The organism is Streptomyces xanthophaeus (genome assembly GCF_030440515.1).
Classification (GTDB): domain Bacteria; phylum Actinomycetota; class Actinomycetes; order Streptomycetales; family Streptomycetaceae; genus Streptomyces; species Streptomyces kutzneri.
The window spans coordinates 166,933-187,746 of the sequence record NZ_CP076543.1; the positions used below are offsets into that span (position 1 = coordinate 166,933).

Sequence of the window (20,814 nt, forward strand, 5' to 3'; positions counted from 1 at the left end):
TCATCGACGGACAGGGCGAGTGGTCGGGTTGCGAGTTGCGCGAAGGACCGTTCTGCAGGCGGCTTCGGCGGGCGCCCTGACGGGGCTGCTCGGCCGCGCGTCCGCGGCGGCGGCCGTCCCGGGCGGCGGCGCCGGGGACCCGGTCAGGCTGCGCTTCACCCGGGCGACCAACGGAGCGGCCACCGCCACCGCCACCGGGGACCGGGTCGTCGCCGAGGTTCAGGGCGTGCTCTGGTCGCTGCCTCCGGACGGTTCGCCGGCGACGGCGCTGACCCCGCCCGACCTCGAACCCGGCCGCCCGGTGTTCTCCCCCGACGGCCGCCGGGTGGCGATGAGCGCCTACCGCGGCGGCGCCTTCCACATCTGGGTGATGAACGCGGACGGCTCCGGCCTGCGCCCGCTCACCGACGGGCCGTTCGACCACCGTGCGCCCGCCTGGTCGCCCGACGGCCGCTCCCTCGCCTTCTGTTCCGAGCGCGGCGGTGATCCGGTGGCCGGGAGCCCGTACCGGATCTGGACCGTCACCGTGACCGGCGGCCGCCCGCGCCGGCTGACGGGTCTGCCTGGACAGGACGGCCCCGGCCAGGACGGGGAGTGGGAGGACTTCGACCCGGTCTGGTCTCCGGACGGCTCGCGCGTCCTGTTCGTACGCGGCACGCCCACCGGGGAGACCCTGACCGCCCGGACCCTCGCCTCCGTGGCCGCGGACCCCGGCGGAGGCGGCCCGGTCCGGGTCGAGCACACCGTCACCGACGGCAGGCTGCTGGCTCCCGCGCTCTCCCCGTCCGGACGCACCGCCTGGCTGTGCGCGACCCCGGGCCCCCGCAAGGCCGAGAACCTCTCCCTCTTCGCCGACGGCCGTCCGGTCCCCCTCGAGGGTGACCTCGCACCCGCTCCCCCGCGCTGGATCGGCGACGACCGGCTGCTGATCACCCTCGACGGCCGGTTCCGGGTGATCCGCCCCCACCGGGACGACGGCGACGCCGGCAGCGAGATCTCCCTCGACGCCACCCTCGAAGTGGCCCGACCCCGCTACCGGGTCAAGGAGTACGTCCTGGAGGCCGAACGGAGCCTTCCGGTCCGGGGCATCCACCTGCCGGCCCTCTCCCCCGACGGCCGCCGTGTCGCCTTCGCCGCACTCAACGCGCTGTGGGTCGCGCCCGTCACCGGAGGCGCACCACGCAAGATCGTCCAGGCCCCCGTGACGGCCTACGTCCAGGGGCCGGTGTGGAGCCCGGACGGCCGCGCGCTGGTCTACACCGACGACCGCGACGGCCTGAACACCGTGCGCCGCCGGGAGCTCGACAGCGGCCGGGAGAGCGTCCTCGCCCCGGGCGGGCGCGTCTACGGGGTGCTGTCGCCGGACGGTACGAGGCTCGCCGCCCTCGATCTCGCCGGGCGGCTCCTCGTCCGCGACCTCGCGACCGGGACCGAGACCCCGCTGGTCGCGGCCCTCGGCGGCGGCGGTCTGCCGGGCCCGCCCAGCTGGTCGCCCGACGGCCGTCTTCTGGCCCTCTGCGACCGCAACCGGCTCAGCCGGCGCTTCCGCGAGGGCTACAACCTCATCCGGATCGTCGACTCCGCCACCGGCGCCGCCCGCCTGCACGCGCTCGCCCCGCACGCCTCGCTCGCGGACCGCTACGCCTCCGGCCCGGTCTGGTCGCCCGACGGCCGTTTCCTGGCCTGCGTCGGCGAGTCCGCCCTCTGGCTGCTGCCCGTCGGCCCCGACGGCGCCCCGACCGGACCGGCCCGCCGCCTGACCGACGAGCCCGCCGACCACCCATCGTGGTCCGCCGATTCCCGCACCCTGCTCTACCAGTCCTGTGCCCGGTTGCGCCTGCTCTCCCTCGACGGATCCGGAGCACCCGCCGGAGCGCCCCGGACCGTACCGGTCTCCCTGAACTACCGGCGCCCCGCGCCCGTCGACACCGTCGTGCACGCGGGACTGCTGTGGGACGCCACCGGCTCCGCGCCCCGCGCCGACGTCGACGTCGTGATCGGCGGCGGCCGGATCACCGCCGTCGAGCCGCACCGGCCGGGCCGCCGCGCCGCCCGCACCGTGGACTGCTCCGACGGCACGGTCCTGCCGGGCCTGTGGGACGCGCACGTCCATCCGTACCCCTACACCTACGGGGCGCGCCAGGGTGCGCTGCACCTCGCGTACGGGGTCACGACCGTGGTCTCGCTCGGTGGTTCCGCCTACGAACAGGCCCGGCTGCGCGAGGACATCCGGGCCGGGCTGCTCGCCGCTCCCCGCCTGCTGGCGGGCGGGGAGCTCCTCGACGGCTCGCGGGTCGCCTACAGCATGGGGCGCGCCCATCGCACGCGAGCCGGGTTCGCCCGCTCGCTGGCCCGGGCCGCGGCGCTGGACTGGGACTTCGTCAAGACGTACGTACGAGCTCCCTACGAGCAGATGGCCGAGGCGGCCCGTTTCGCGCACGAGCGGCTCGGTGTCCTGGCCGGCTCCCACCTGTGCGCCCCCGGCATCCGGTCCGGCCAGGACCTGACCACGCACCTGGTGGCGACCGAGCGTGCCGAGTACGGGCACGGTGCGACCCCGCGGGGGCACACGTACCAGGACACCCTGGAGGTCTACACGCACGGCGGTCTCGATCTGATCGCCACCCCCTTCACGGCCCTCCCGCTGATCGGCGCCGATCCGGCGCTCGCCGACGATCCGCGGGTGACGTCCCTGATGCCGCCCTGGGACGTGGCGGCCATCCGGGCCGCGGCCGCCGCGCCGCCGAGCGCGGAACAGAGCGCGGCGCTGGAGCGGGAGGTCGGCGTCTACCGCCGTGTCGTCGAAGGCGGCGGGCTCCTCGCGCTGGGCACCGACGCGCCGCTCACCCCGGTCGGTCTCCATCTCCACCTCGCCCTGCGGGCCCTGCACCGGTACGGGCTGACACCGGCGGAGGCCCTGACCACGGTGACCCTGAACCCGGCCCGGATGTTCGGCGTCGCGGACCGGCTCGGCACGGTCGAGCCCGGCCGGATCGCCGACCTCACCCTGGTCGACGGCGATCCGTTCACCGACTTCGACGACCTGGTCCGCGTACGGGCGACCGTCCGCGGCGGGAACCTGCGTGAACGCCCCGCCCTGGAGCGTGCCTTCACCCCGTCCGCCGAGCCACCGGACCCGTCCCCGGACCCGGCCGGCTGGCGCGCGGTACTGGACCAGATGCTGCGCGACGGCTGCTGCACCCCGCACGGCTAGGCCGTCGCTTCCTCGGCACCGTCGCCGCGGCCGGCCGGTCGGAGCTGCGCTGCGCCGGTGGGCCACGGCCCTGTCGGTGGCGGCGCCTACAGTCGCGGCATGACGGTGAACGACCGGACGGCGGCGGCAGGGCACGGCCGTGCCGCCCTCGACCATCTCCTGCGGCTGATCGCGGAATCCGCGTGGGGCGACGACCTGGTCCTGCGCGGCAGCATGGTCATGCCCGCTTGGGTGGGCGGCCGGGCCCGGCCGCCGGGTGACCTCGACTTCGTCGTGCCGCCGCCGTCGCCGGTGCCCGTCGACCCGCGGTACCCCCACCCGTACGTCCCGGCGTACGACACCGTGCAGCAGTGGCCGGAGGCCGCCGACGGTGCGGCCCGCTACGAGATCTGGGCGGACGGGGAGGAGGAGTTCGAGACACGGGGACTGCGCGCTCACGTCCCCCCGGAGGGCCTGGTCTGGCAACCGGAGCCGGAGCCGGCGGACTTCCCGCCGTACGAAGATCTGCTGGAACGGGTCCGCGGTTGCCCGAGGGCGGCCGCGGGCGTCCTGCTGGACGCGGACGGGGCGCGCCGGGACGGTACGTGGGCCTACGCGTACACGGACGGCGAGGACGGGCCCGGCGGGATCAGGATCCTGATCCCGTGGCGGGCGGACTCCGGCCCGGAGGGGGTGGCGCAGCTGGACTTCTCCCGCGACGAGCGGCTGCCCGAGCCGCCCGTCTGGACGGCCGTGCCGCGAGGCGACGGCGGGGTCACGGTGGTCCGGACGGCGAGCCGCCGGCTGTCGCTGGCCTGGAAGCTGCGGTGGCTCGTGGCGGACGCCGCGGCCGAGGGCGGACCACAGTGCAAGGACCTGTACGACGCCGTACTGCTGGCGGAGGCCTGCCGGGAGCGGCCCCTCCCGGAGCCGCCGTGCCTGGCCGGCGTACGGGTGGACGAGGGAGCCTGGCAGCGCTTCTGCGCCGCCCACCCCGGGGTGCGGGGCTCGGCCGCCGACCGGCTCGCCCGACTCCGCGCCGCTCTGACCGGCCCGGCCTCCCGGTGATCGGCCATATCCGACAACGGCCTTGCGGCCGGGCGTGATCAGGGCCGGTCGTACCAGGCGAAGGCCGCGATCCGCCAGCCGTTCGCGGTGCGGACGAACTGGATGGTCTTGGTCCCGGCCCCCTCGAACGGCTTGCCGTCCAGGAGTCCGGATTTGCGGTACTCGCCGAACCGCGAGGCGATGTCGCCCGCGATCTCGGTCCGTTCGGAGGTCTCCCACTCGGAGAACTCGGCCAGGCGCCCGCCGGCGCCCAGCAACAGGCGGCGCGGCTCGATGAACTCGTCCACGGTCCAGACCGTGAACTGCGGGCCGGTCATGGTGATCACTCCGCCCGGCAGGACCAGCCGCCGGATCCGGTCCAGATCGGCCGCCTTGCCGCCACGGTTGTCGAAGGCGCCGAAGAACTCGGCGGTCACCACGTCTATTTCGGCCTTGGACGACATGGCGCGACACTAACACCGAGGACCTGTCCAGGGCCTGGCTCAGGCCGCGAGCGCTGTCGTGAGGACCAGGGGCGGTCCCGCCCGCTCCGCGGACCAGGTGCGGCCGGCCGCGAAGTCCGCGTCGGCCACGGTCCGTGCCTCGTCGACGGTGGGCCGGTGCTGGACGACGTCCCGGAATCCCGCACGCTCCAGCAGGGCCGGGAGGGCGCCGACGGGCCACGCGTGGTTGCGCACCTCCTGCCAGGATCCGTCCGTGCGCCGGAGCCGTACGGTCAGCTCGTCGCCCGGCCCGTACACCTCGCCCGGTTCGCCGATCCGCAGCGAGGCGTACTCGGTGCCGCTGCACGCAGGATCGGTGGCCAGCAGCACGAACGGGCCGCCCGTCCGCAGGAGCCGGCGGATCTCGGTGAACACGCCGAGCACGGCCTCCTCGGTCGGCAGCGAGGCCAGTACGTGGTTGCACATCACCGCGTCCGCGCAGCCGTCCGGCAGGCCGGTCACGCGTCCGTCCTCGACCAGGTGGTACTCGGCCACCGCGGTCGCCGAACCGCGGGCCAGCGCCAGCATCTCGGGGGAGGTGTCCACCCCCAGCACCCGTGCGCCCAGCCTCCGGGCCGCCTCGTCGGCCACCTTGCCCGGCCCGCATCCGTAGTCCACCAGGACCTCGCCGGCGCCGATGCGGCGAGCCAGGGCGCGGAAGACGAACGGGTAGCCGAGCAGCCAGTCCGTGGCCGCCTCCACCGCCGCGAAGGCGCGCGCCCCTTCACGTCCGGACCATGCGGTGCCGTCTCCGGCGCCGCCGGGCCCGGGTCCCTCCGGCCTGTCGCTCACCCTCCCACTATCGACCCACCGCGGCCGTACGGCCGTGGAACGACACGGGGCTCCCGGTGGCGCGCCCGCCCCGCCGGGCGGTTCCCGGTCCTGTCGCCGATGCCCCCAAGGCCGTGTCCGCAAAGTCCCGCCTGCCCCGCGACACGGCCTAGAGATCGATCCAGTACCGCCGCTTGGGGCCGATCAGGGTGTCGCGGACGTCCTCGAGTACCCCGCCGTTGCCCTCGATCGTGCGGATGGACGCTTCGTTGTCCGGGTCGCAGGTCAGCAGGACCCGGTCCATCCCCACGATGCGCGCCTCGTACAGAACGGCCCCCAGGGCCCAGGTGGCCAGGCCCCGGCGACGTGCCGAGGGCCGGACGCTGTAGCCGATGTGGCCGCCCGCGTCGAGGAGGAAGCCGTTCAGGTAGTGCCGCAGGTCGATCGCGCCCAGGTACGTGTCGCCCTCGGCGATCCACCAGTACGTCGCGTGGACCCGGCCGTGGTCGACCGGCAGGGTGCGGTCCGAGTACCGGCGCAGTCGCTCCACCCAGGCGGCGAAGCCCTCCGGGGTGTCCACTTCGTCGTCGGAGCCGAGCCCGCCACCGTCGATGTGGGCGTCCGGTCCCCCTTCACTCTGCGCGGCGAGCCAGGAAGTGTGCAGGTGGGGGGTCGGGGTTATGAGCTCAGGCATACCTCGGACGATAACAGCCGGCCGGGCCGGGGCCCGTCCGGCAAGATCGGGAAGAGGCGGCTCAGGCGGAGCCCGTCGGGAGGGATCGTGCGCGGGCGATGACCAGGGCGACGTCGTCGTGGTCGTCCGTGCGGCGCAGGGAGTCCAGGAGGCGGTCGCAGGTCTCCTCCAGCGGACGTCCGGTGTCGGCGAGCAGGGTCAGCAGGAGGTCCAGGCGTTCGTCGATGGGCTGGTCGCGGGTTTCGACCAGGCCGTCGGTGTAGAGGACGAGCTGGTCGCCGGGGTCCATGGCGATGGTGGTGGACTCGAACGGGATGCCGCCGACGCCGAGCGGGGCGCCTGTGGGCAGGTCGAGGAGCCGGGGCCGGCGGCCGGAGCGGATGAGGACGGGCGGCAGGTGTCCGGCGAGGGCGACCCGGCACTGGGCGGCGTGTGGGTCGTAGACGACGTAGACGCACGTGGCGATGGTCTCCTCCAGTGCGGCCGTGGTGTGGTCCAGCTGGTGGAGCACCTGGGGCGGGTCGAGGGCGAGTTCGGCGAGGGTGCGGGTCGCCGTACGCAGCTGTCCCATGCTGGCGGCGGCGTTGATGCCGCTGCCCATGACGTCTCCGACCACGAGGACCGTGGTGTCGTCCGGTCCGGCGATGGCGTCGAACCAGTCGCCCCCGATCTCGCTGCTGGCAGCGGCGGGCCGATAGCGGTAGGCGACTTCCAGGCCGGGCGTGGGCGGCGGGTGGTGCGGCAGGAGGTGGTGCTGGAGGGCGAGGGCGGTGTGGTGCGCGTTGCGGTACCAGCGGGCGTTGTCGATGCACACGGCGGCGCGGGCGGCGAGTTCGCCGGCCAGCACGATGTCGTCGTCGTTGAACGGCAGCGGGTTGCGGGTGCGTTTGAGGTCGAGGGCGCCGAGGACCTCGCCGCGGGCGATGAGCGGAACGGCCAGGTAGGAGCGGAGCCCGGCGCGGCTCAGGAGGTCGGCGGCGGTGCTGTCGCGGGCGATGCGCGAGATGTCCTGGGCCTGTACGTGGGCGACGAGGACCGGGTGGCCGGTCGTCACGGACTGGGTGACGAGCCGGTCCGCGGCGTAGCGGGCGATGTCGCCGGGCGGGTCGGCGGCGCGGACGGCGTCGCTGGGATAGGCGGCGGCCAGCGCGAGGGCCCGGAACACGGCGGGCTCGTGGGCGGAGGACCGCAGGGTCGGCCGGCCTTCGAGGACGGAGTCGAGGATGTCGACGGCGGCGATGTCCGCGAGCTCGGGCACGACGACGTCGGCGAGCTCGCGGGCGGTCTGGTCGAGGTCGAGGGTGGTGCCGATGCGGACGGTGGCGTCCGCGATGAGCGCCAGGCGGCGGCGGCTGCGGGCGATCTCGATGGCCGCCCGGTGACTCTGGGTGACGTCCACCACGGAGGTGGCGAGGCCCAGTACCCGGCCGGTGGCGTCCTCCAGCCGGTAGTAGGACACCGACCAGGCGTGTTCGGTGCGGTCCCCGCCGTGGGTGCGGCCGGCCGTGAACTGTTCGAGCAGCGGCGTTCCGGTGGCCAGGACCTGGCGCATCGCCGACTCGGCGGCCTCCGCGTCGTCGAGGAAGGCCAGGGCCTCGCGGACGCCACGGCCGATGTGGTCTTCGGCGGGGAGCCCGTTGATCCGCTCCAGCGTCGGGTTGACGAGCACGTACCGCAGCTCGGTGTCCAGGACCGCGAGGCCGATCGGGGACTGGGCCACCAGGCGCGCGGACAGGGCGAGGTCCCGCTCCAGCTGGCGCAGCCGGGTGCGGTCGGTCGCGATGCCCAGGGCGTACATCTCGCCGTGCTCGTCGAGCAGCCGCATGTTGCGGAACTCCACCAGGCGCGTGGCGCCGTCCCGGCGCCGCACCGGGAAGGCTCCCGCCCAGTCCCCCGCGCCGCCCATGACGCGCGCGAACAGCTCCGTGACCAGGCCTACGTGCTCCTTGGCGGCCAGCAGCTTGGCAGCAGGGCGGCCGAGTGCCTCCGCCGCCGTCCAGCCGAACAGCTGCTCGGCCTGCGGGCTCCACAGCGCGACCCGTCCTTCGGAGTCGAGGACGACCGCCGCGACGTTCAGGACGTCGAGCAAACCGCTCGGCGGCGAGACCCCGGACATGCCGGGTCTGATCCCACCGGTCCCCGACTCGTCGATCGCTCCCATCGGCGACGCTCCTTCCGGCATCGTCGGCCCGGCCGCCGCCCGCCGCCACCCGCCCTGGGGCGGTCCGAGGCGCACGGCTTCCTCTCATCGTGCCCCCGAACCTGCCCGGCAGCGTCCGGAGCGTCCCCGTCAGGGCCGCCACGCGTTCGGCAGGCGCTTTCCCGGCACGGAACGGCGCATGTCGCAACCCTGACGTCCGTCGGGGGCCGGGGCGGGCGGGCCCCGGCGTTCCTACGGTCGGACCCCATGGAATCGAACACCCGATACGGATGGGCCCGACGGCTGCCGCTCGCCGGCGCGCCGGGCACGCACGAGCCGGTCCACGTCACTGAGGGCGTTTCGGCGACGGCCTACCGGTCGCTCGCCCGGAGCGTGGCGGGCGACTGGCCGGCCTGGGCCGGGACGGCGCCGGCGGCGGCGGCGACCGAGGGCAGACTGCTGCTCCTGGCCCTGCAGCTGCTCTGGCGGGCCTGTCCGCCCTGCGGCGCCGTGACGTGCCGGGCCTGGCCGGGGTGGCCCTGGCGGCCACCAGGACCGTGGCCGCCTACACGCTCAGCGAGGGGCTGAAGCTCCGGGTCGACGGGGAATGGCCGTGCCGGGCCGTGGCAGGGGCCCTGGCGGTCGCGCCGTGTCCGGTGCCGGGCGGCTGGTCGTTCCCGAGCAATCACGCCACGCTCGCCGCTGCGCTGGCGGCCGAGGTGGCGCTCGTACGTCCCCGGCTCGTGGCCCTGGCCCTGCCGGTCCGCACGACGTCCTGGCGTGTGGGGCGCTCGGGGCGAGCGCCGTGCCGGCGGTACGGCCCGCCGCCGGACGCGCGGCGTCAGCGCTCCTCGGGCGCTGCACCGCCTCCGGGCGGCGCCAGGACCGCTCCGGCTTCGTGGGCGACCACCGCCGCCGCGGCCCGGTTGCCGACGCCGAGGCGGGCGAGGATCGAGCTGACGTGGGCCTTCACCGTCCCGTCGGCCAGGTGCAGGCAGCGCGCGATCTGCCCGTTGGACAGTCCGCCGCCGAGGAGGCCCAGCACGTCCCGTTCGCGGGCGGTCAGGGCGTCGACGCGGGCGCCCGCGCCGTCGGCCGCGAGATGGGCGACGACGGTGGCCCGGGGGGCGGGCGCGTGCTCGGCGACATTCGTCGGCGCCTCCTGGACGACGCGGTACGCGGCCCGGTCGACGGCCCGCGGCAGCGCGGCGGCCACCGCTTCCCCCTCCATCTGCAGCCGGACGTCGAGTCCCGCCTCGGCGGCCCGGTCCACCAGGACCCCGATCCCGGCGAGCCCGTTCCCCGGTCCGCTCTCGGGCCCGGGCTCCGGGTCCGAGGGTTCGCGCAGCAGGCCGATCACCTCGCCCAGCCGGTCCAGGGCGGCTCCCGCCCTGGACCGGACGTCCCGCGCGGCGGTGCGGTGGGCCTCCGGGAGGCCGGGGCCAGTTGCAGCGCTCCCGCCGACAGGGCGACGAGGCTGAGTTCGTGACCGAGGAGGTCGTGCATCCCCTGCGCGATCCTGGTCCGTTCGCGCAATCGGGTCTGTTCGGCGAGCAGGCGCTGTTCCCGCTCCAGCCCGGCGCCCAGCAGTTCGCCGTACTGGCGCAGGAACCGGCCCGCGCACCACGGAAGCACCGCCGCGGCGAGCGGCGTCAGGACGAACCGGGTCACCCACGCGAGCCACTCGGGTACGAGGATCACGACGGGCACGGCTGCTCGCGCCGACGGCTGCGAGCGCTGCGACGAACAGCCCTGCGGACACGACCGGTTGCGGGACGCGGGGCTTGATGATCATTGATCTCACGCTCCCGACCCGGATCCCCGGACCCCGTCAGACCGTGCCCATGAATCCCGGGTCGACCCCGTCGAACTGCTGCCCGGTTTCCCGCGCGAAGCCCAGCAGCTCCGCCATGGGGACGGCGCGACGGCTGGTCGCCGCCAGGTCGCGGCGGCCCTCGGCGGACCACAGGGGAGGGTAGAGCGACAGTCCCCGGCCGCCGTTCAGCACCGCGGCTTCCGCCCGCCATCCGGGCCAGCGCAGGTCGGCGTAGAACTGGTCGAGGGCTCCGGACAGCAGCCAGGACAGCCAGGCCGCATATCCGGCCCCTAGGGCCTCCCAGCGCAGCGCGTCGGGCGCGAAGTAGACGATCTCGCCCGGTCCTCCGGGGCGGCCGCTGTCGGCGGGACGCGCGCCGTTCAGGGCGAAGACCCCGCCCAGCACGTCGTACGCCACGACCAGCCCGGCATCCGGGCACCAGTCGGGGTCGAACAGCGACGGGAAGGCGTTGGCCTGTGCGAGTCCGGGCAGTCCCCGGGAGCGGTCGGCGGCGGGGCTGCCGAGGACGCGCAGCCAGCCGTCGTCCAGGAGCAGGCCACCGCAGTGCAGTGTCACCGCGCCCAGGTACGACCGTGCCGTGACCTGCAGCTGGAGGAGCGACGCGCGGGCGAGGGCGGGATCGGCCGGCAGGACCTCCACCGGAACGGATCCCGCGCCGAGTTCCGCGCTCAGCTCGGGCCAGGCGGGACCGTCGACGTCGATCAGCTCGTTCAGCGTGCGCATCCGCGCATCGTCGCACCCGTCCCGCGCGTCCCGGCGGGCAGGGCCGCAGGCAGGGCCGCAGGCAGGCCCGCCGGGCCGTTCCGGCGCCGGGGTCCCGACCGCGTACGCTCGGCGGATGGCGAAATACTTCGACGTACACCCCGAGAATCCCCAGCGGCGCACCATCGACAGCGTGGTCGACATGATCCGCGGCGGGAAGCTCGTCGCATACCCGACCGACTCCTGCTTCGCGCTGGGCTGCCAGCTGGGCAACCGCGACGGCATCAGCCGGATCCGGTCGATCCGCAATCTGGACGACCGTCACCACTTCACCCTCGTGTGCCAGAACTTCGCGCAGCTGGGCCGGTTCGTACAGATCGACAACGACGTGTTCCGCGCCATCAAGGCGGCGACCCCCGGCAGTTACACGTTCATCCTCCCCGCGACCTCGGAGGTGCCGCGCCAGCTGCTGCACCCGAAGAAGAAGACGGTCGGAGTCCGGATCCCCGACCACGTCGTCACGCAGGCCCTGCTCGCCGAGCTCGGCGAGCCGCTGCTCTCCAGCACCCTGCTGCTGCCCGACGAGCCCGAGCCGATGACTCAGGGCTGGGAGATCAAGGAGCGGCTCGACCACGAGGTGGACGCCGTGCTGGACTCGGGCGACTGCGGTACCGAACCGACCACCGTGATCGACTTCTCCGGTGGCGAGGTCGAGATCGTGCGCCGGGGCGCGGGTGACACCACCCGGTTCGAGTAGCCGCCGGAGCGGGCAGACCCGGAGCCCGCAGACCCGGAGCCCGGAGCCCCCTGGCCCCGTTCACCGCACGGACGCGGGGCTCACGTCCGGGTAGATGCCCAGGTACCGGTACGCGCCGGATTCGACCTGGTAGAGGTGGGCGGTGCGGGTTCTGGTCAGCACGTGGGAGTTGGTGTCGAAGGACAGCGGCTTGGCCAGGCCCTCGTGGGCCGTCCGGAAGATCCGCCGGGTCACGCCCGCCCGGTCCCGCCCCTCCTTCTCCAGGCCGGCCAGGGTCGCGGCGAGCAGCCCCACGGCGTCGTAGGCCTCGGTGGCCCAGCGGGCGGGCGGGGTCCCGTAGGCGGCGCGGTGGGCGGCGACGAACTCGGCGGCGGCGGGGACGGCGAGCGGGTCGGTGAAGAGGGAGGCGAACAGCCAGCCCTCGGCGGCCGGACCGGCATCCGTGAGGAAGGCCGGTTCCATGGCGTGCTGGATGCCCATCCGCCGGCCCTGGAATCCGCCTTCGGTGAGGGCGCGGGCCATCGTGGCCGCGCGCTGCGCCGAGGTGCCGGCGTAGACGACGGCCTCGGCCCCGGCCTCGGTCAGCGCGCGTACGGCGCCGGCGAAGTCGGAGCTCCCCGCGGGGATCCGATGGACGGTGACCGTGCCCTGCGACGGCGGTGACTGCTGCAGGTGCCGGACGACCGGGAAGGCGGGCTCGCCGCCTTCGACGTCCTCCACCAGGCCCGTGCGGCGGACGGGCCGTATCCGGCTGAAGCAGTCGATCACGGGGAGGGCGAGCTGGTCGCCGGCCGGGCGGGTGGCGACCACCGTGCGCCATCCCTGCCGGGAGGTCGCGGTCTCGGGGCTGTCGGCGGACACGAGCAGCAGGGCGAGATCGGCCGCGTCGCAGGCAGCGGCCATCTGGGGCACGACCGCGTCCCAGGTGGGGCCGGTGAGTGCGACCACCGCGGGGTCTGCGGCCAGCTCCTTGACCACCTGGGCGGCGCGCGTGGCGTCCCCGCCGTCGTCGGCGACGCGCAGGGCCAGCCGGAACGCGGCGTCCGACCGGCTGTTGTGCCGTTCCACGGCGAGCTTCATGCCGCGCTCGTGGGCCTGGCCGATCTCCTTGCCGGGCCCGGTCAGGTCGGCCTGGAGGGCGAGGGTGTGGGTGGCGAGTTCGCGCTCGGGCGGGGGTGTCGTGCCGCGGGCCCGGCCGCGGGTGGTGAACCAGGCGACCGGCGCGCCGATGACGGCCAGGCCCGCGCCGGCGCCGAGCAGCCGTCTGCGCGTGAGGCCACGGGCGGCCGCCTCCGGCGCGTCGATCCGGGTCGGTTCCGGGACGGGCAGGTCCAGGGCCCTGGTGGAACGCTCGGCGATGAGGCGGGGCAGCGGGGGCGGCAGCCAGTCCTCGCCGTCCGGGCCGGCGAGGTCGTCCCCGAGTACGGCGCCCAGCTGGTCCGGGGTCGGCCGGGCCTCCGGGTCCTTCGCCAGACAGGACAGCACGGTGTCGAGCAACTCGGTTGGCAGTCCGGAGAGTTCGGGCTCGTCGTGCACCGTGCGGTAGACCACCGCGGCCGCGTGCCCGCCGCCGAAGGGACCGTGCCCGGTCGCCGCGTACGCCAGGACGCAGCCGAGGGAGAACACATCGCTCGGGGCGCCCGCCACGGCGCCGTCCGTGCGGGCCTGTTCCGGTGCCAGGTAGCCCGGGGTGCCGAGGACGGCGTCCACGGCGGTCAGCGTGACCGCGCCCTCGGCCCGCGCGATCCCGAAGTCGATCAGCCGGGGCCCGTCCGGGGCGAGCAGGATGTTGCCCGGTTTGACGTCGCGGTGGACCAGTCCGGCGGCGTGCACCTGCGCCAGCGCCTCGGCGAGCCGCGCGCCCAGCGTCCGTACCGCCCGGACGGGCAGCGGACCGTACCCTCCTACGGCCTCGGCCAGGGAGGGCCCGGGGACGTAGGGGGTGGCCAGCCAGGGCTCGCGCGCCTGCGGGTCGGCGGCGACGACCGGGACCACCCAGCGCCCGGTCAGCTGCCCGGCGGCCTCCACCTCGCGCCGGAACCGGGCGCGGAAGTCCGGGTTCGCGGCGTGGTCGGCGCGGATGACCTTGACCGCGACCAGGGTGCCGGCGGCGGAGCGGGCGAGGTACACGGTGCCCATGCCGCCCGAACCGAGGCGTCCCAGCAGCCGGTTGCCGCCGATCTCGGCGGGATCGGCGGGGGTGAGGGGGCGCATCCTGGGCTACCCTGCCGCGGGCTGGACGGCCGGGCCGACGTAGCGCATCCGGCCCCCCTCCACCTTGTGCATGAAGTAGATGTTGCCTTTGACCTGCTGTCGGTCGTCGAAGGTGTATTCCTTGGTCAGCCCGCGGAAGGTGCCCTGGGTGAGCGCGGTCAGCAGCCCGGCGCGGGTCGGGCGCCGACCGCCCGCCGCGGTGGTGACCAGCCGGTCGATGATCAGGCGGGTGGCGTCGAAGGCCTCCGCGGTCCAGATGTCGGGGGCCGATCCGTACGCCGCCCGGTGCGCGCGGGTCATCTCCGCGACCTCGGGGGCCTCCGGGCCCGTGTACGGCGTGAAGAACTGCCAGCCTTCGGCCGCCTGGCCGGCCGCGCCGAGGAAGTCGGGGCCGGCGATGGTGTAGTCGGCCGCCCGGGGGCCCTGGAAGCCGGCGGCGGCCAGCAGCCCGGCGACCTTGGCCCCGCCGGCCGGGGTGCCGGTGTAGAAGAAGCCGTCGATGCCGTGCGCGAGAAGGTCGGTGACCACCGGGGCCAGGTCGGTGGCTCCGCGCGGGACGACGCGCCCGTAGTAGGTGGCCTCGGGTGCGAAGTAGGCGATGGTGCGGCCCATGAGCTGGGCCGCCTGCCAGGTGTCCGTGTCCCCGCCGCGGTCGCTGAGGATGCCCATCCGCCGGACGCCCTGCTTCCCGGCGAGCTGCAGGTTGACCGCGGCGGCCTGGGACGAGGAGATCGGGCAGCTCTGGAAGAAGCTGCGCCGGTCGGTGATGCTGAAGGTCGTCGCCAGGGCGGACACGGTCACCAGGGGGACGGAGCTCTCGCCGTAGAGTTCCAGGCACGGGATCACTGAGTCGTTGCCGGTGGGGCCGACCACGGCGAACAGGTCGCGGTTGGCGATGAGTCCGGTGGCGGCGGCCGCCGAGCGCTCAGCCTTCCCGGCGTCGTCGGCGGTGGCGACGGTGAGCGTGAAGGGCTTGTCCTTGCGGGAGTTGAAGGCGTCGACGGCGAGGCGCACCCCGCGCTCCTGGGCCTGTCCGGCGGCCTTCTGCGGGCCGGAGAGGTCGGCGTGCACACCGATCACCCACTGGCGCGGGGCGTCCGCGGCCTGATTCCCGGGTTTGTCCTGGTCGCGCAGCGCCAGCCAGGCGGCCAGGCCGCCGCCGGCCGCGAGGACGGCGCCGCCGGAGGCGAGGGCGAGGAACCGCCTGCGGGAGGGCGCCGCGGCCGTGCCGGGTGCGGGGGCGGCGTCCGGGTCGGCGACGGTCTCGTCGATGCCGGGCAGGGCGAGCAGCGCGGCGGCGCGTGCGGCGATGGTGGCGACGACCGGGTCGGGCAGCCAGTCGGTGCCCTCCCCCGGGGTGTCCTCGGTCAGTGCCGCGTCGAGCTCGCGCGCGCCGGGGCGGATGTCGGGGTGTTTGGCGACGCAGGTCCGCAGCAGGGCGGTGAGTTCGGGGTCGGCGAGGACCTCGGGGCCGAATTCGGGCTCGTCGTGGACCGTGCGGTAGAGCACGGCGTCGACGGTGCCGGTGCCGAAGGGCAGCCGTCCGGTGGCGGCGTACGCGAGGAGGCAGCCGAGCGAGAAGACGTCGCCGGCCGGTTCGGCGGGGCGGCCCTCGGCCTGTTCGGGCGGGAGGAAGCCGGGGGTGCCGAGTACGGCGTCGGCGGAGGTCAGGGCGGTGTGCTCGCCGCCGCGGGCGATCCCGAAGTCGATCAGCCGGGGCCGGTCCATACCGAGGAGGACGTTTCCGGGCTTCACGTCGCGGTGTACGAGTCCCTGCTCGTGCATCACCGCGAGGGCCTGGCCCAGGGCCTTGCCGAGGATCCGTACGGCGCGCAGCGGGAGCGGGCCGTGGGCCGCGACGGCCTCGGCGAGGGAGGGGCCGGCGACGAAGGAGGTGGCGAGCCACGGTTCGGCGGCGTCCGGGTCGGCGCCGGTGACGCGGACGGCCCACGGGCTGTCCACCTCGGCGGCGATCTCGGCCTCGCGGCGGAAACGGGCCCGGAAGTCGGCCTCCTCGGCGTACTCGGCGCGGATCACCTTGACCGCGGCGAGCGCACCGTCGTCGGTCCGGCCGAGGTAGACGACGCCCATGCCGCCGGCGCCGAGGCGCCCGAGGAGCCGGTGTCCGCCGATCCGGGAGGGGTCAGAGGGGTGGAGCGGCTCCATCAGCCCGCCGCCTTTCCGAGCTCCTGCTTGGCCTGGATCATCATCTGGCCGGTGCCCCGGGCCACGTAGGCGTTCAGGTCGCCGATGGTGATGCCCTCCGCGCCCTTGGCGGAGATGGCCACGGTGACGGGCCCGAACTGGGCCTGGGACCAGGTGTAGTCGTAGGGCCCGCCGTCCTGCGCGTTGACGTACTTGCCGGACTCGGTGAAGGCGTCCTCGGTCCAGGCGTTCATCTGCTCGCCGAGATAGAAGGCGCCGCCCCACAGGCTCTTGAGGTCCTCGCCCTCACGCAGCTTCTGGTCCGGGCACCGCAGGACCTCTTCCATGGCGCGGGCGGTCTCCCAGCCGGATTCCTCGCGATTGTGGTGGACGGTGACCGTGGCGTTGATCCGTACGCGGCCGCGGCCGTCCTTGGCCGGGACGTGGAAGTGGCGGGTGCTCGTGGCGAGCACGTCGGCCGGCAGGCCCTCGGTCTGCCAGACGCAGCTCTCGTCGAGCACGGGCCAGCGGCCGGGATCGCTCTCGAACGGGGTGTTGCGCACGACCTCGGACCCGAGGTCGTGCTCGGCGATGATGATCCGGCCGAGCAGGGCGCGGGCCTCGGCGGCCGTCTTCGGCTGCTTGGACTCGTCGACCGGCGGCATCGGGATCGGGACGGAACTGCCCGGCCGGGCGGCCGGGGTGCTGCTCGCGCCGGTGCTGCCCGGACCCGGACCTCCCGTGCCCGGACCGCCGGTGCCCGACGGCGTGCCCGACGGCGTGGCCGATGTGCCCGGGGTGCCGCTCGCCGTGCCGCCCTTCGGCGTGCCGTCGGCCGTGCACCCGGCGATCAGGAACAGACCCGCCACCGCGCAGCCGCAGGCGCGCAGGACGGCCTTCCCTCTGCTCTGTCCTACCAGTCCCCCCACGGCACGGATCGTACCCCGCCGCAGACGCGGTTAACTTGCTTACGGGAAACGCATGTTGAGGCGAAGCCGAGGATGAGTTCGCGGCCCATGCCCCTGCCCCTGGTGGGCGACGTCGACGGCGAGATCGCCGAAGAGGGTCAAAGACAAACCGGTCCACCGGTATGTATTGCTTCGCGGCCGGGCATGCTGCAAGAGCGTCAACCCATGGGGAAGGAGCCGCTCGTGCTCACTCAGGTTCTCACTTGGCTCCGACGGCTCAAGGGACGCTTCACCGGTACCCCCGACAGTGGGGCCGCACCGCTGAGCGCCCGGGCCCCGGTCTTCACCGCGGACTTCGGATCGACCTCCCAGTGGATCGCCGGCCGGTCCTGGGCCTATCCGAACGGCGGCCCCACCAACACCGGCGACAACAAACTCGACTATCTCGTGGCCGACCCCTCCTACAGCCGTACCGGCACGTTCCGGGCCACCCGCCGCCCGGACGGCAAGTGGAACGCGGGCCTGCTGACCACCGAGGGCAGCAGCGAGGGGTTCATGGTGCGGACCGGCGACGTGCTGGAGTCCCGGGTGCGGCTGCCCTCCGAGATCGGAGCCTGGCCGGCGATCTGGACCTGGCGGGACGGCGGCAACGAGATCGACGTCTTCGAGTACCACCCCGACAACCCCGACCTGCTCGAACTCTCCAACCACGTCAAGGGCGGCTCGCGTTACCACCGGGATTCCTCCATCACCCCCGGCGGCTGGGTGGACCTCAAGGTCGAGTTCGGATCGCGCTCGGTCGTGTGGTGGGTCAACGGCACCCGCGTCTTCGCCGACCGCCGGGGCGTCGGGCGCAACTGGCGGGCGTACCTCATCGTCAACCTGTCCGTGTGCGCCGGCCGCTACCACCCGGCGCCCGAGCCGGGCGTCTCGCAGATGTCCTACGAGGTGGAGTACCTACGCGTCCACCGACCCTAGAGCGCCGCAGGCCTGGTGACCCCACCGGCTGCCGTTCTTGGTGATCAGGTCACCGGCCGCGTAGGGCTTTCCGCAGGCGCAACTGCCGGGGAACTTCGCCTTGATGGCCCGGGACCCTCCGCCACCGGTCGCGGTGCCCGCGGACGTACGCTTCCCCGGCGCGGCCGCCTTGCGGCGCGCGGGGGACGCCGCGACCGGAGCCGGAACCGGCATCTCCGGGCTGCCGAGAGCCGTACCGGCGGCCTCCTGCCTGATCGCCGCGTCGCTGGCGGCCTGGTCGGCGATCGCGTTCAGCCGGTCGCCGTCCTCACGGTGTGCCGGAACGTACTGGAAGGTGACGTCACGGTCGGCCAGCAGCCGGTCGATCGCCTCGACGAGTTCACGGTTGGCCACCGGCTGGCCGGAGGCGGTCTTCCACCCGTTGCGCTTCCAGCCCGGCAGCCACTGGGTCACGGCCTTCATCGCGTACTGGGAGTCCATCCGCACCTCGACGGGCGTCCCCGGGTCCACCGCCTCCAGCAGCCGCTGGAGGGCGGTCAGCTCCCCGATGTTGTTGGTGGCCCGCCCCAGCGGCCCGGCCTCCCAGCGCTCGGGACGTCCCTGGGCGTCGGCGATGACCCAACCCCAGCCGGCGGGCCCGGGATTACCTTTGGCCGCTCCGTCACAGGCGGCGATGATGCGATCAGACATCCCCCGATCATGCCTCATCCGGCGGGTCTCCCCGATCGCTCAGCCCGGCAGCACGTCCTTGGCCGCCAGCCGGGAGCCCGTGCAGCAGAGCCGGTACACGTCGACCTGGTCAAGGAGGTTGCCGTTCGATCGGTAGTACGCGCACACGGTCCCAGGGGGTACGGGCAGCGCCCGGACGGCGTCCGGTACGTACCGGAACTCCTGCTCCGGAAGGAACCGGACCACTTCGTCGAGATCCTGGCCGACCCGGACCGCGGCGAAGTCCGCGGGGCGCAGGACACACGTGGTCAGCTGGTGGGCCGGAAGGGCGCAGGAGGCGAGTGCCACGAGGGCGAAGCCGGCGGGGGCGGCGAACGCGGCGACGAACCGGAGGCGGGCGCCGCGCCGGGCGGCGGCAAGCCGCTGCGCCGATTCCGAGCCGGTCCGCTCCCGGAGCTCCCCCGTACTTCCCGCGCGCTCCGGGTTCACCTGGTCGGGCAGGGTGGCGAGGACCTCGAAGCCGCCTTCCCGGGGTGCGGCGTGCAGCGTTCCGCCGATGAGCCGGACCCGTTCGCGCAGGCCGGCCAGCCCGCGGTGGCCCGGGGCCCGCCCGGCGGCGGAACCCGGGCCGGCGGACGGCGAGCCGGTCCGCGGCGCGGTGTTGGTCACCCGCACCTCGGTCCGGTCCGCCTGCCGGGCGATGCTGACATGGACCGTGCTGCCGGGTGCGTGCTTGATCGCATTGGTCAGCGACTCCTGGACCACGCGGTACGCGCTGCGTTCGGCCAGCGGCGGCAGGGCCCGGTCCGGACCTTCCCGCCGCAGGTGCACCGTGACCCCGGACTCCCGCGTCCGGGCGACGAGTTCCTCCACGGGTTCCACGGACGAGGCCGTCGGATCCTCCCCGTCGGAGCCGTCGCGCAGCACTCCGACGGGCCCGGTCCTGGCCGGTCAGCGTGGGCGAGAGTTCCAGCGCCCCGGCGCGCAGGGCGATCAGGCTCAGTTCGTGGCCCAGTGAGTCGTGCATGTCGGAGGCGATCCGGGTCCGTTCCCGCAGCCGGGCCTGCTCGGCCACGGACCGCTGCCGCTGTTCGAGGCTGCGCGCCCGCTGCCAGCCCTCGTGCACCAGGTCCAGCCTGGCCTGCCGGTAGCGACCGGCCGGCCAGGGCAGCAGGAGGGCCGCGGGGATGAACGACATCGCGTAGAACCAATGCACGGCGCCGACGCCCAGGAGGGCGCAGAGCGCGAGGTCGATGACCGTGCAGGCTGCGAACAGCGCCGGCGCCGGCCCCGTACGGTCGACCCGGAGGCCGAGGAGGTAGGCCAGTACGGCCAGTGCCGTCAGGTACGGACTCGCCGTCGGGGTCGGATCGGTCAGGCCCGAGGCGACCACCGCGTCGGCGAGGAACACGGCCGCCCCGGGCCGGGTCCGGGCGGCGGGCACCGCCGCGGCCAGGACCAGGAGCGGCGGGACCAGACCGAGGGCGGGCGAGGGATGGGCCGCTTCCCGGTGGGCGAGGACCGCGGCGCCCGCCATGGCCGCCCACAGCGCCGCGTCCCGTGCGGCCGGACCCCGCCCTGCGGCTGTCGGCACTGCACCGATGGTCCGGGCCGGTGTGCGCGCCATCCTGGCTCGGGATCCGCAGATCGAGGTCGTCGCCGAGGCGGCCGACGGGCACGAGGCCCTCGACGCCGTACGCCGGCTCCGGCCCGCGGTCGCCCTGCTCGACATCCAGATGCCCCGGCTCGACGGCATCGCGGCGGCCGCACGGATCCATCAGGAGCTGCCCGGCACTGCGGTGATCATGCTGACCACCTTCGGCGAGGACGAGTTCATCGGCCGCGCCCTGCGCGAGGGGCCAGCGGGTTCCTGCTCAAGGCGGACGATCCCCGGGAACTGCTGGCGGGTGTGCACGCGGTGGCCGCGGGCGGCGCGTACCTCTCGCCGAAGGTCGCCTCCCGGGTCATCGCCGGACTGCGCAGCGGGCGGACGGCGGGCGGTGTGCCCGCCCGGAACGCCCTGGAGAGGCTGACGGAACGGGAGAACGACGTCCTGGCGCTGCTCGGCGCGGGTCTGTCCAACGCCGAGATCGCCGCTCGCCTCCTCCTGGTCGAGGGCACGGTGAAGGCCCATGTGAGCGCGATCCTGGGCAAGCTCGGGGTGCGGAACCGGGTCGAGGCGGCGATCGCCGCGTACGAGGCCGGGCTCGCCGTACGGGGCCGCCGGACAGGTCCTTGAGCGGGGCGTCGACCAGG

16 protein-coding genes and 2 pseudogenes are annotated in these 20,814 nt (G+C 74.5%); 5 read left to right on the forward strand and 13 right to left on the reverse strand.

Annotated features, from left to right (window positions below):
- The first annotated feature begins 28 nt into the window (after positions 1–28).
- Entirely contained in the window at positions 29–3,214 is a 3,186-nt protein-coding gene (locus KO717_RS00715; RefSeq protein ID WP_437184453.1) for an amidohydrolase family protein, read from the forward strand.
- 99 nt (positions 3,215–3,313) lie between these two features.
- Positions 3,314–4,261 (forward strand): nucleotidyl transferase AbiEii/AbiGii toxin family protein, encoded by a 948-nt coding sequence (locus KO717_RS00720; protein WP_301363755.1) that lies wholly within the window; start codon positions 3,314–3,316, stop codon positions 4,259–4,261.
- A 38-nt stretch (positions 4,262–4,299) separates the two neighbouring features.
- Here KO717_RS00720 and KO717_RS00725 read toward each other — a convergent pair whose 3' ends face one another.
- The 7 genes from KO717_RS00725 to KO717_RS00755 all read right to left on the reverse strand — a co-directional run bounded on the left by KO717_RS00725 (position 4,300) and on the right by KO717_RS00755 (position 10,908).
- Positions 4,300–4,704, reverse strand: coding sequence for a DUF4440 domain-containing protein (locus KO717_RS00725; RefSeq protein WP_301363756.1), 405 nt, complete (start codon positions 4,702–4,704; stop codon positions 4,300–4,302).
- A gap of 39 nt (positions 4,705–4,743) precedes the next feature.
- Positions 4,744–5,535, reverse strand: coding sequence for a class I SAM-dependent methyltransferase (locus tag KO717_RS00730; RefSeq protein WP_301363757.1), 792 nt, complete (start codon positions 5,533–5,535; stop codon positions 4,744–4,746).
- 148 nt (positions 5,536–5,683) lie between these two features.
- Complete coding sequence (locus KO717_RS00735) at positions 5,684–6,208, reverse strand: GNAT family N-acetyltransferase (RefSeq protein WP_301363758.1); 525 nt, start codon at positions 6,206–6,208, stop codon at positions 5,684–5,686.
- Between the two features lie 61 nt (positions 6,209–6,269).
- Positions 6,270–8,369: a SpoIIE family protein phosphatase gene (locus tag KO717_RS00740; RefSeq protein WP_437184454.1), complete on the reverse strand. Its 2,100-nt coding sequence runs from the start codon at positions 8,367–8,369 to the stop codon at positions 6,270–6,272.
- A gap of 820 nt (positions 8,370–9,189) precedes the next feature.
- Positions 9,190–9,708: a LuxR C-terminal-related transcriptional regulator gene (locus tag KO717_RS37445; RefSeq protein WP_437184455.1), complete on the reverse strand. Its 519-nt coding sequence runs from the start codon at positions 9,706–9,708 to the stop codon at positions 9,190–9,192.
- Entirely contained in the window at positions 9,705–10,058 is a 354-nt protein-coding gene (locus KO717_RS00750) for a histidine kinase (protein WP_301363759.1), read from the reverse strand. Before KO717_RS00750 ends, KO717_RS37445 begins: the two co-directional genes overlap by 4 nt.
- A gap of 121 nt (positions 10,059–10,179) precedes the next feature.
- Positions 10,180–10,908, reverse strand: coding sequence for a DUF2625 domain-containing protein (locus tag KO717_RS00755; RefSeq protein WP_301363760.1), 729 nt, complete (start codon positions 10,906–10,908; stop codon positions 10,180–10,182).
- A gap of 115 nt (positions 10,909–11,023) precedes the next feature.
- Between KO717_RS00755 and KO717_RS00760 the strand changes: the two genes are divergently transcribed.
- Positions 11,024–11,644 (forward strand): L-threonylcarbamoyladenylate synthase, encoded by a 621-nt coding sequence (locus KO717_RS00760; RefSeq protein WP_030763061.1) that lies wholly within the window; start codon positions 11,024–11,026, stop codon positions 11,642–11,644.
- Between the two features lie 60 nt (positions 11,645–11,704).
- On the opposite strand, the gene KO717_RS00765 is transcribed toward KO717_RS00760, so the two are convergent.
- Genes KO717_RS00765 through KO717_RS00775 form a run of 3 tightly spaced genes read right to left on the reverse strand, consistent with a single transcriptional unit; the run spans position 11,705 to position 16,932 of the window.
- Positions 11,705–13,858: a bifunctional serine/threonine-protein kinase/ABC transporter substrate-binding protein gene (locus KO717_RS00765; RefSeq protein ID WP_301363761.1), complete on the reverse strand. Its 2,154-nt coding sequence runs from the start codon at positions 13,856–13,858 to the stop codon at positions 11,705–11,707.
- Between the two features lie 6 nt (positions 13,859–13,864).
- Positions 13,865–16,024, reverse strand: coding sequence for a bifunctional serine/threonine-protein kinase/ABC transporter substrate-binding protein (locus KO717_RS00770; protein WP_301363762.1), 2,160 nt, complete (start codon positions 16,022–16,024; stop codon positions 13,865–13,867).
- Positions 16,024–16,932: a hypothetical protein gene (locus KO717_RS00775; protein WP_301363763.1), complete on the reverse strand. Its 909-nt coding sequence runs from the start codon at positions 16,930–16,932 to the stop codon at positions 16,024–16,026. Before KO717_RS00775 ends, KO717_RS00770 begins: the two co-directional genes overlap by 1 nt.
- Positions 16,933–17,232: 300 nt before the next feature.
- Between KO717_RS00775 and KO717_RS00780 the strand changes: the two genes are divergently transcribed.
- Positions 17,233–17,889, forward strand: a complete 657-nt coding sequence (locus KO717_RS00780) for a family 16 glycosylhydrolase (RefSeq protein ID WP_301374324.1) — start codon at positions 17,233–17,235, stop codon at positions 17,887–17,889.
- Here the strand turns inward: KO717_RS00780 and KO717_RS00785 are convergent.
- From KO717_RS00785 to KO717_RS37275, 3 genes and pseudogenes are all read right to left on the reverse strand, one after another.
- Positions 17,869–18,579, reverse strand: a complete 711-nt coding sequence (locus KO717_RS00785) for a ribonuclease H family protein (protein WP_301363764.1) — start codon at positions 18,577–18,579, stop codon at positions 17,869–17,871. The two genes, KO717_RS00780 and KO717_RS00785, sit on opposite strands and share 21 nt — an antisense overlap.
- A 39-nt stretch (positions 18,580–18,618) precedes the next feature.
- A complete protein-coding gene (locus tag KO717_RS00790; protein ID WP_301363765.1) occupies positions 18,619–19,440 on the reverse strand; it encodes a sensor histidine kinase in 822 nt (273 codons plus the stop codon).
- A gap of 121 nt (positions 19,441–19,561) precedes the next feature.
- A pseudogene (locus tag KO717_RS37275) lies at positions 19,562–20,185 on the reverse strand (histidine kinase); the annotation flags it as partial.
- On the opposite strand from KO717_RS37275, the pseudogene KO717_RS00800 reads away from it, so the two are divergent.
- Positions 20,160–20,797: pseudogene (locus KO717_RS00800) on the forward strand (response regulator). The pseudogenes KO717_RS37275 and KO717_RS00800 sit on opposite strands and share 26 nt — an antisense overlap.
- The last annotated feature ends 17 nt before the right edge of the window (positions 20,798–20,814 follow it).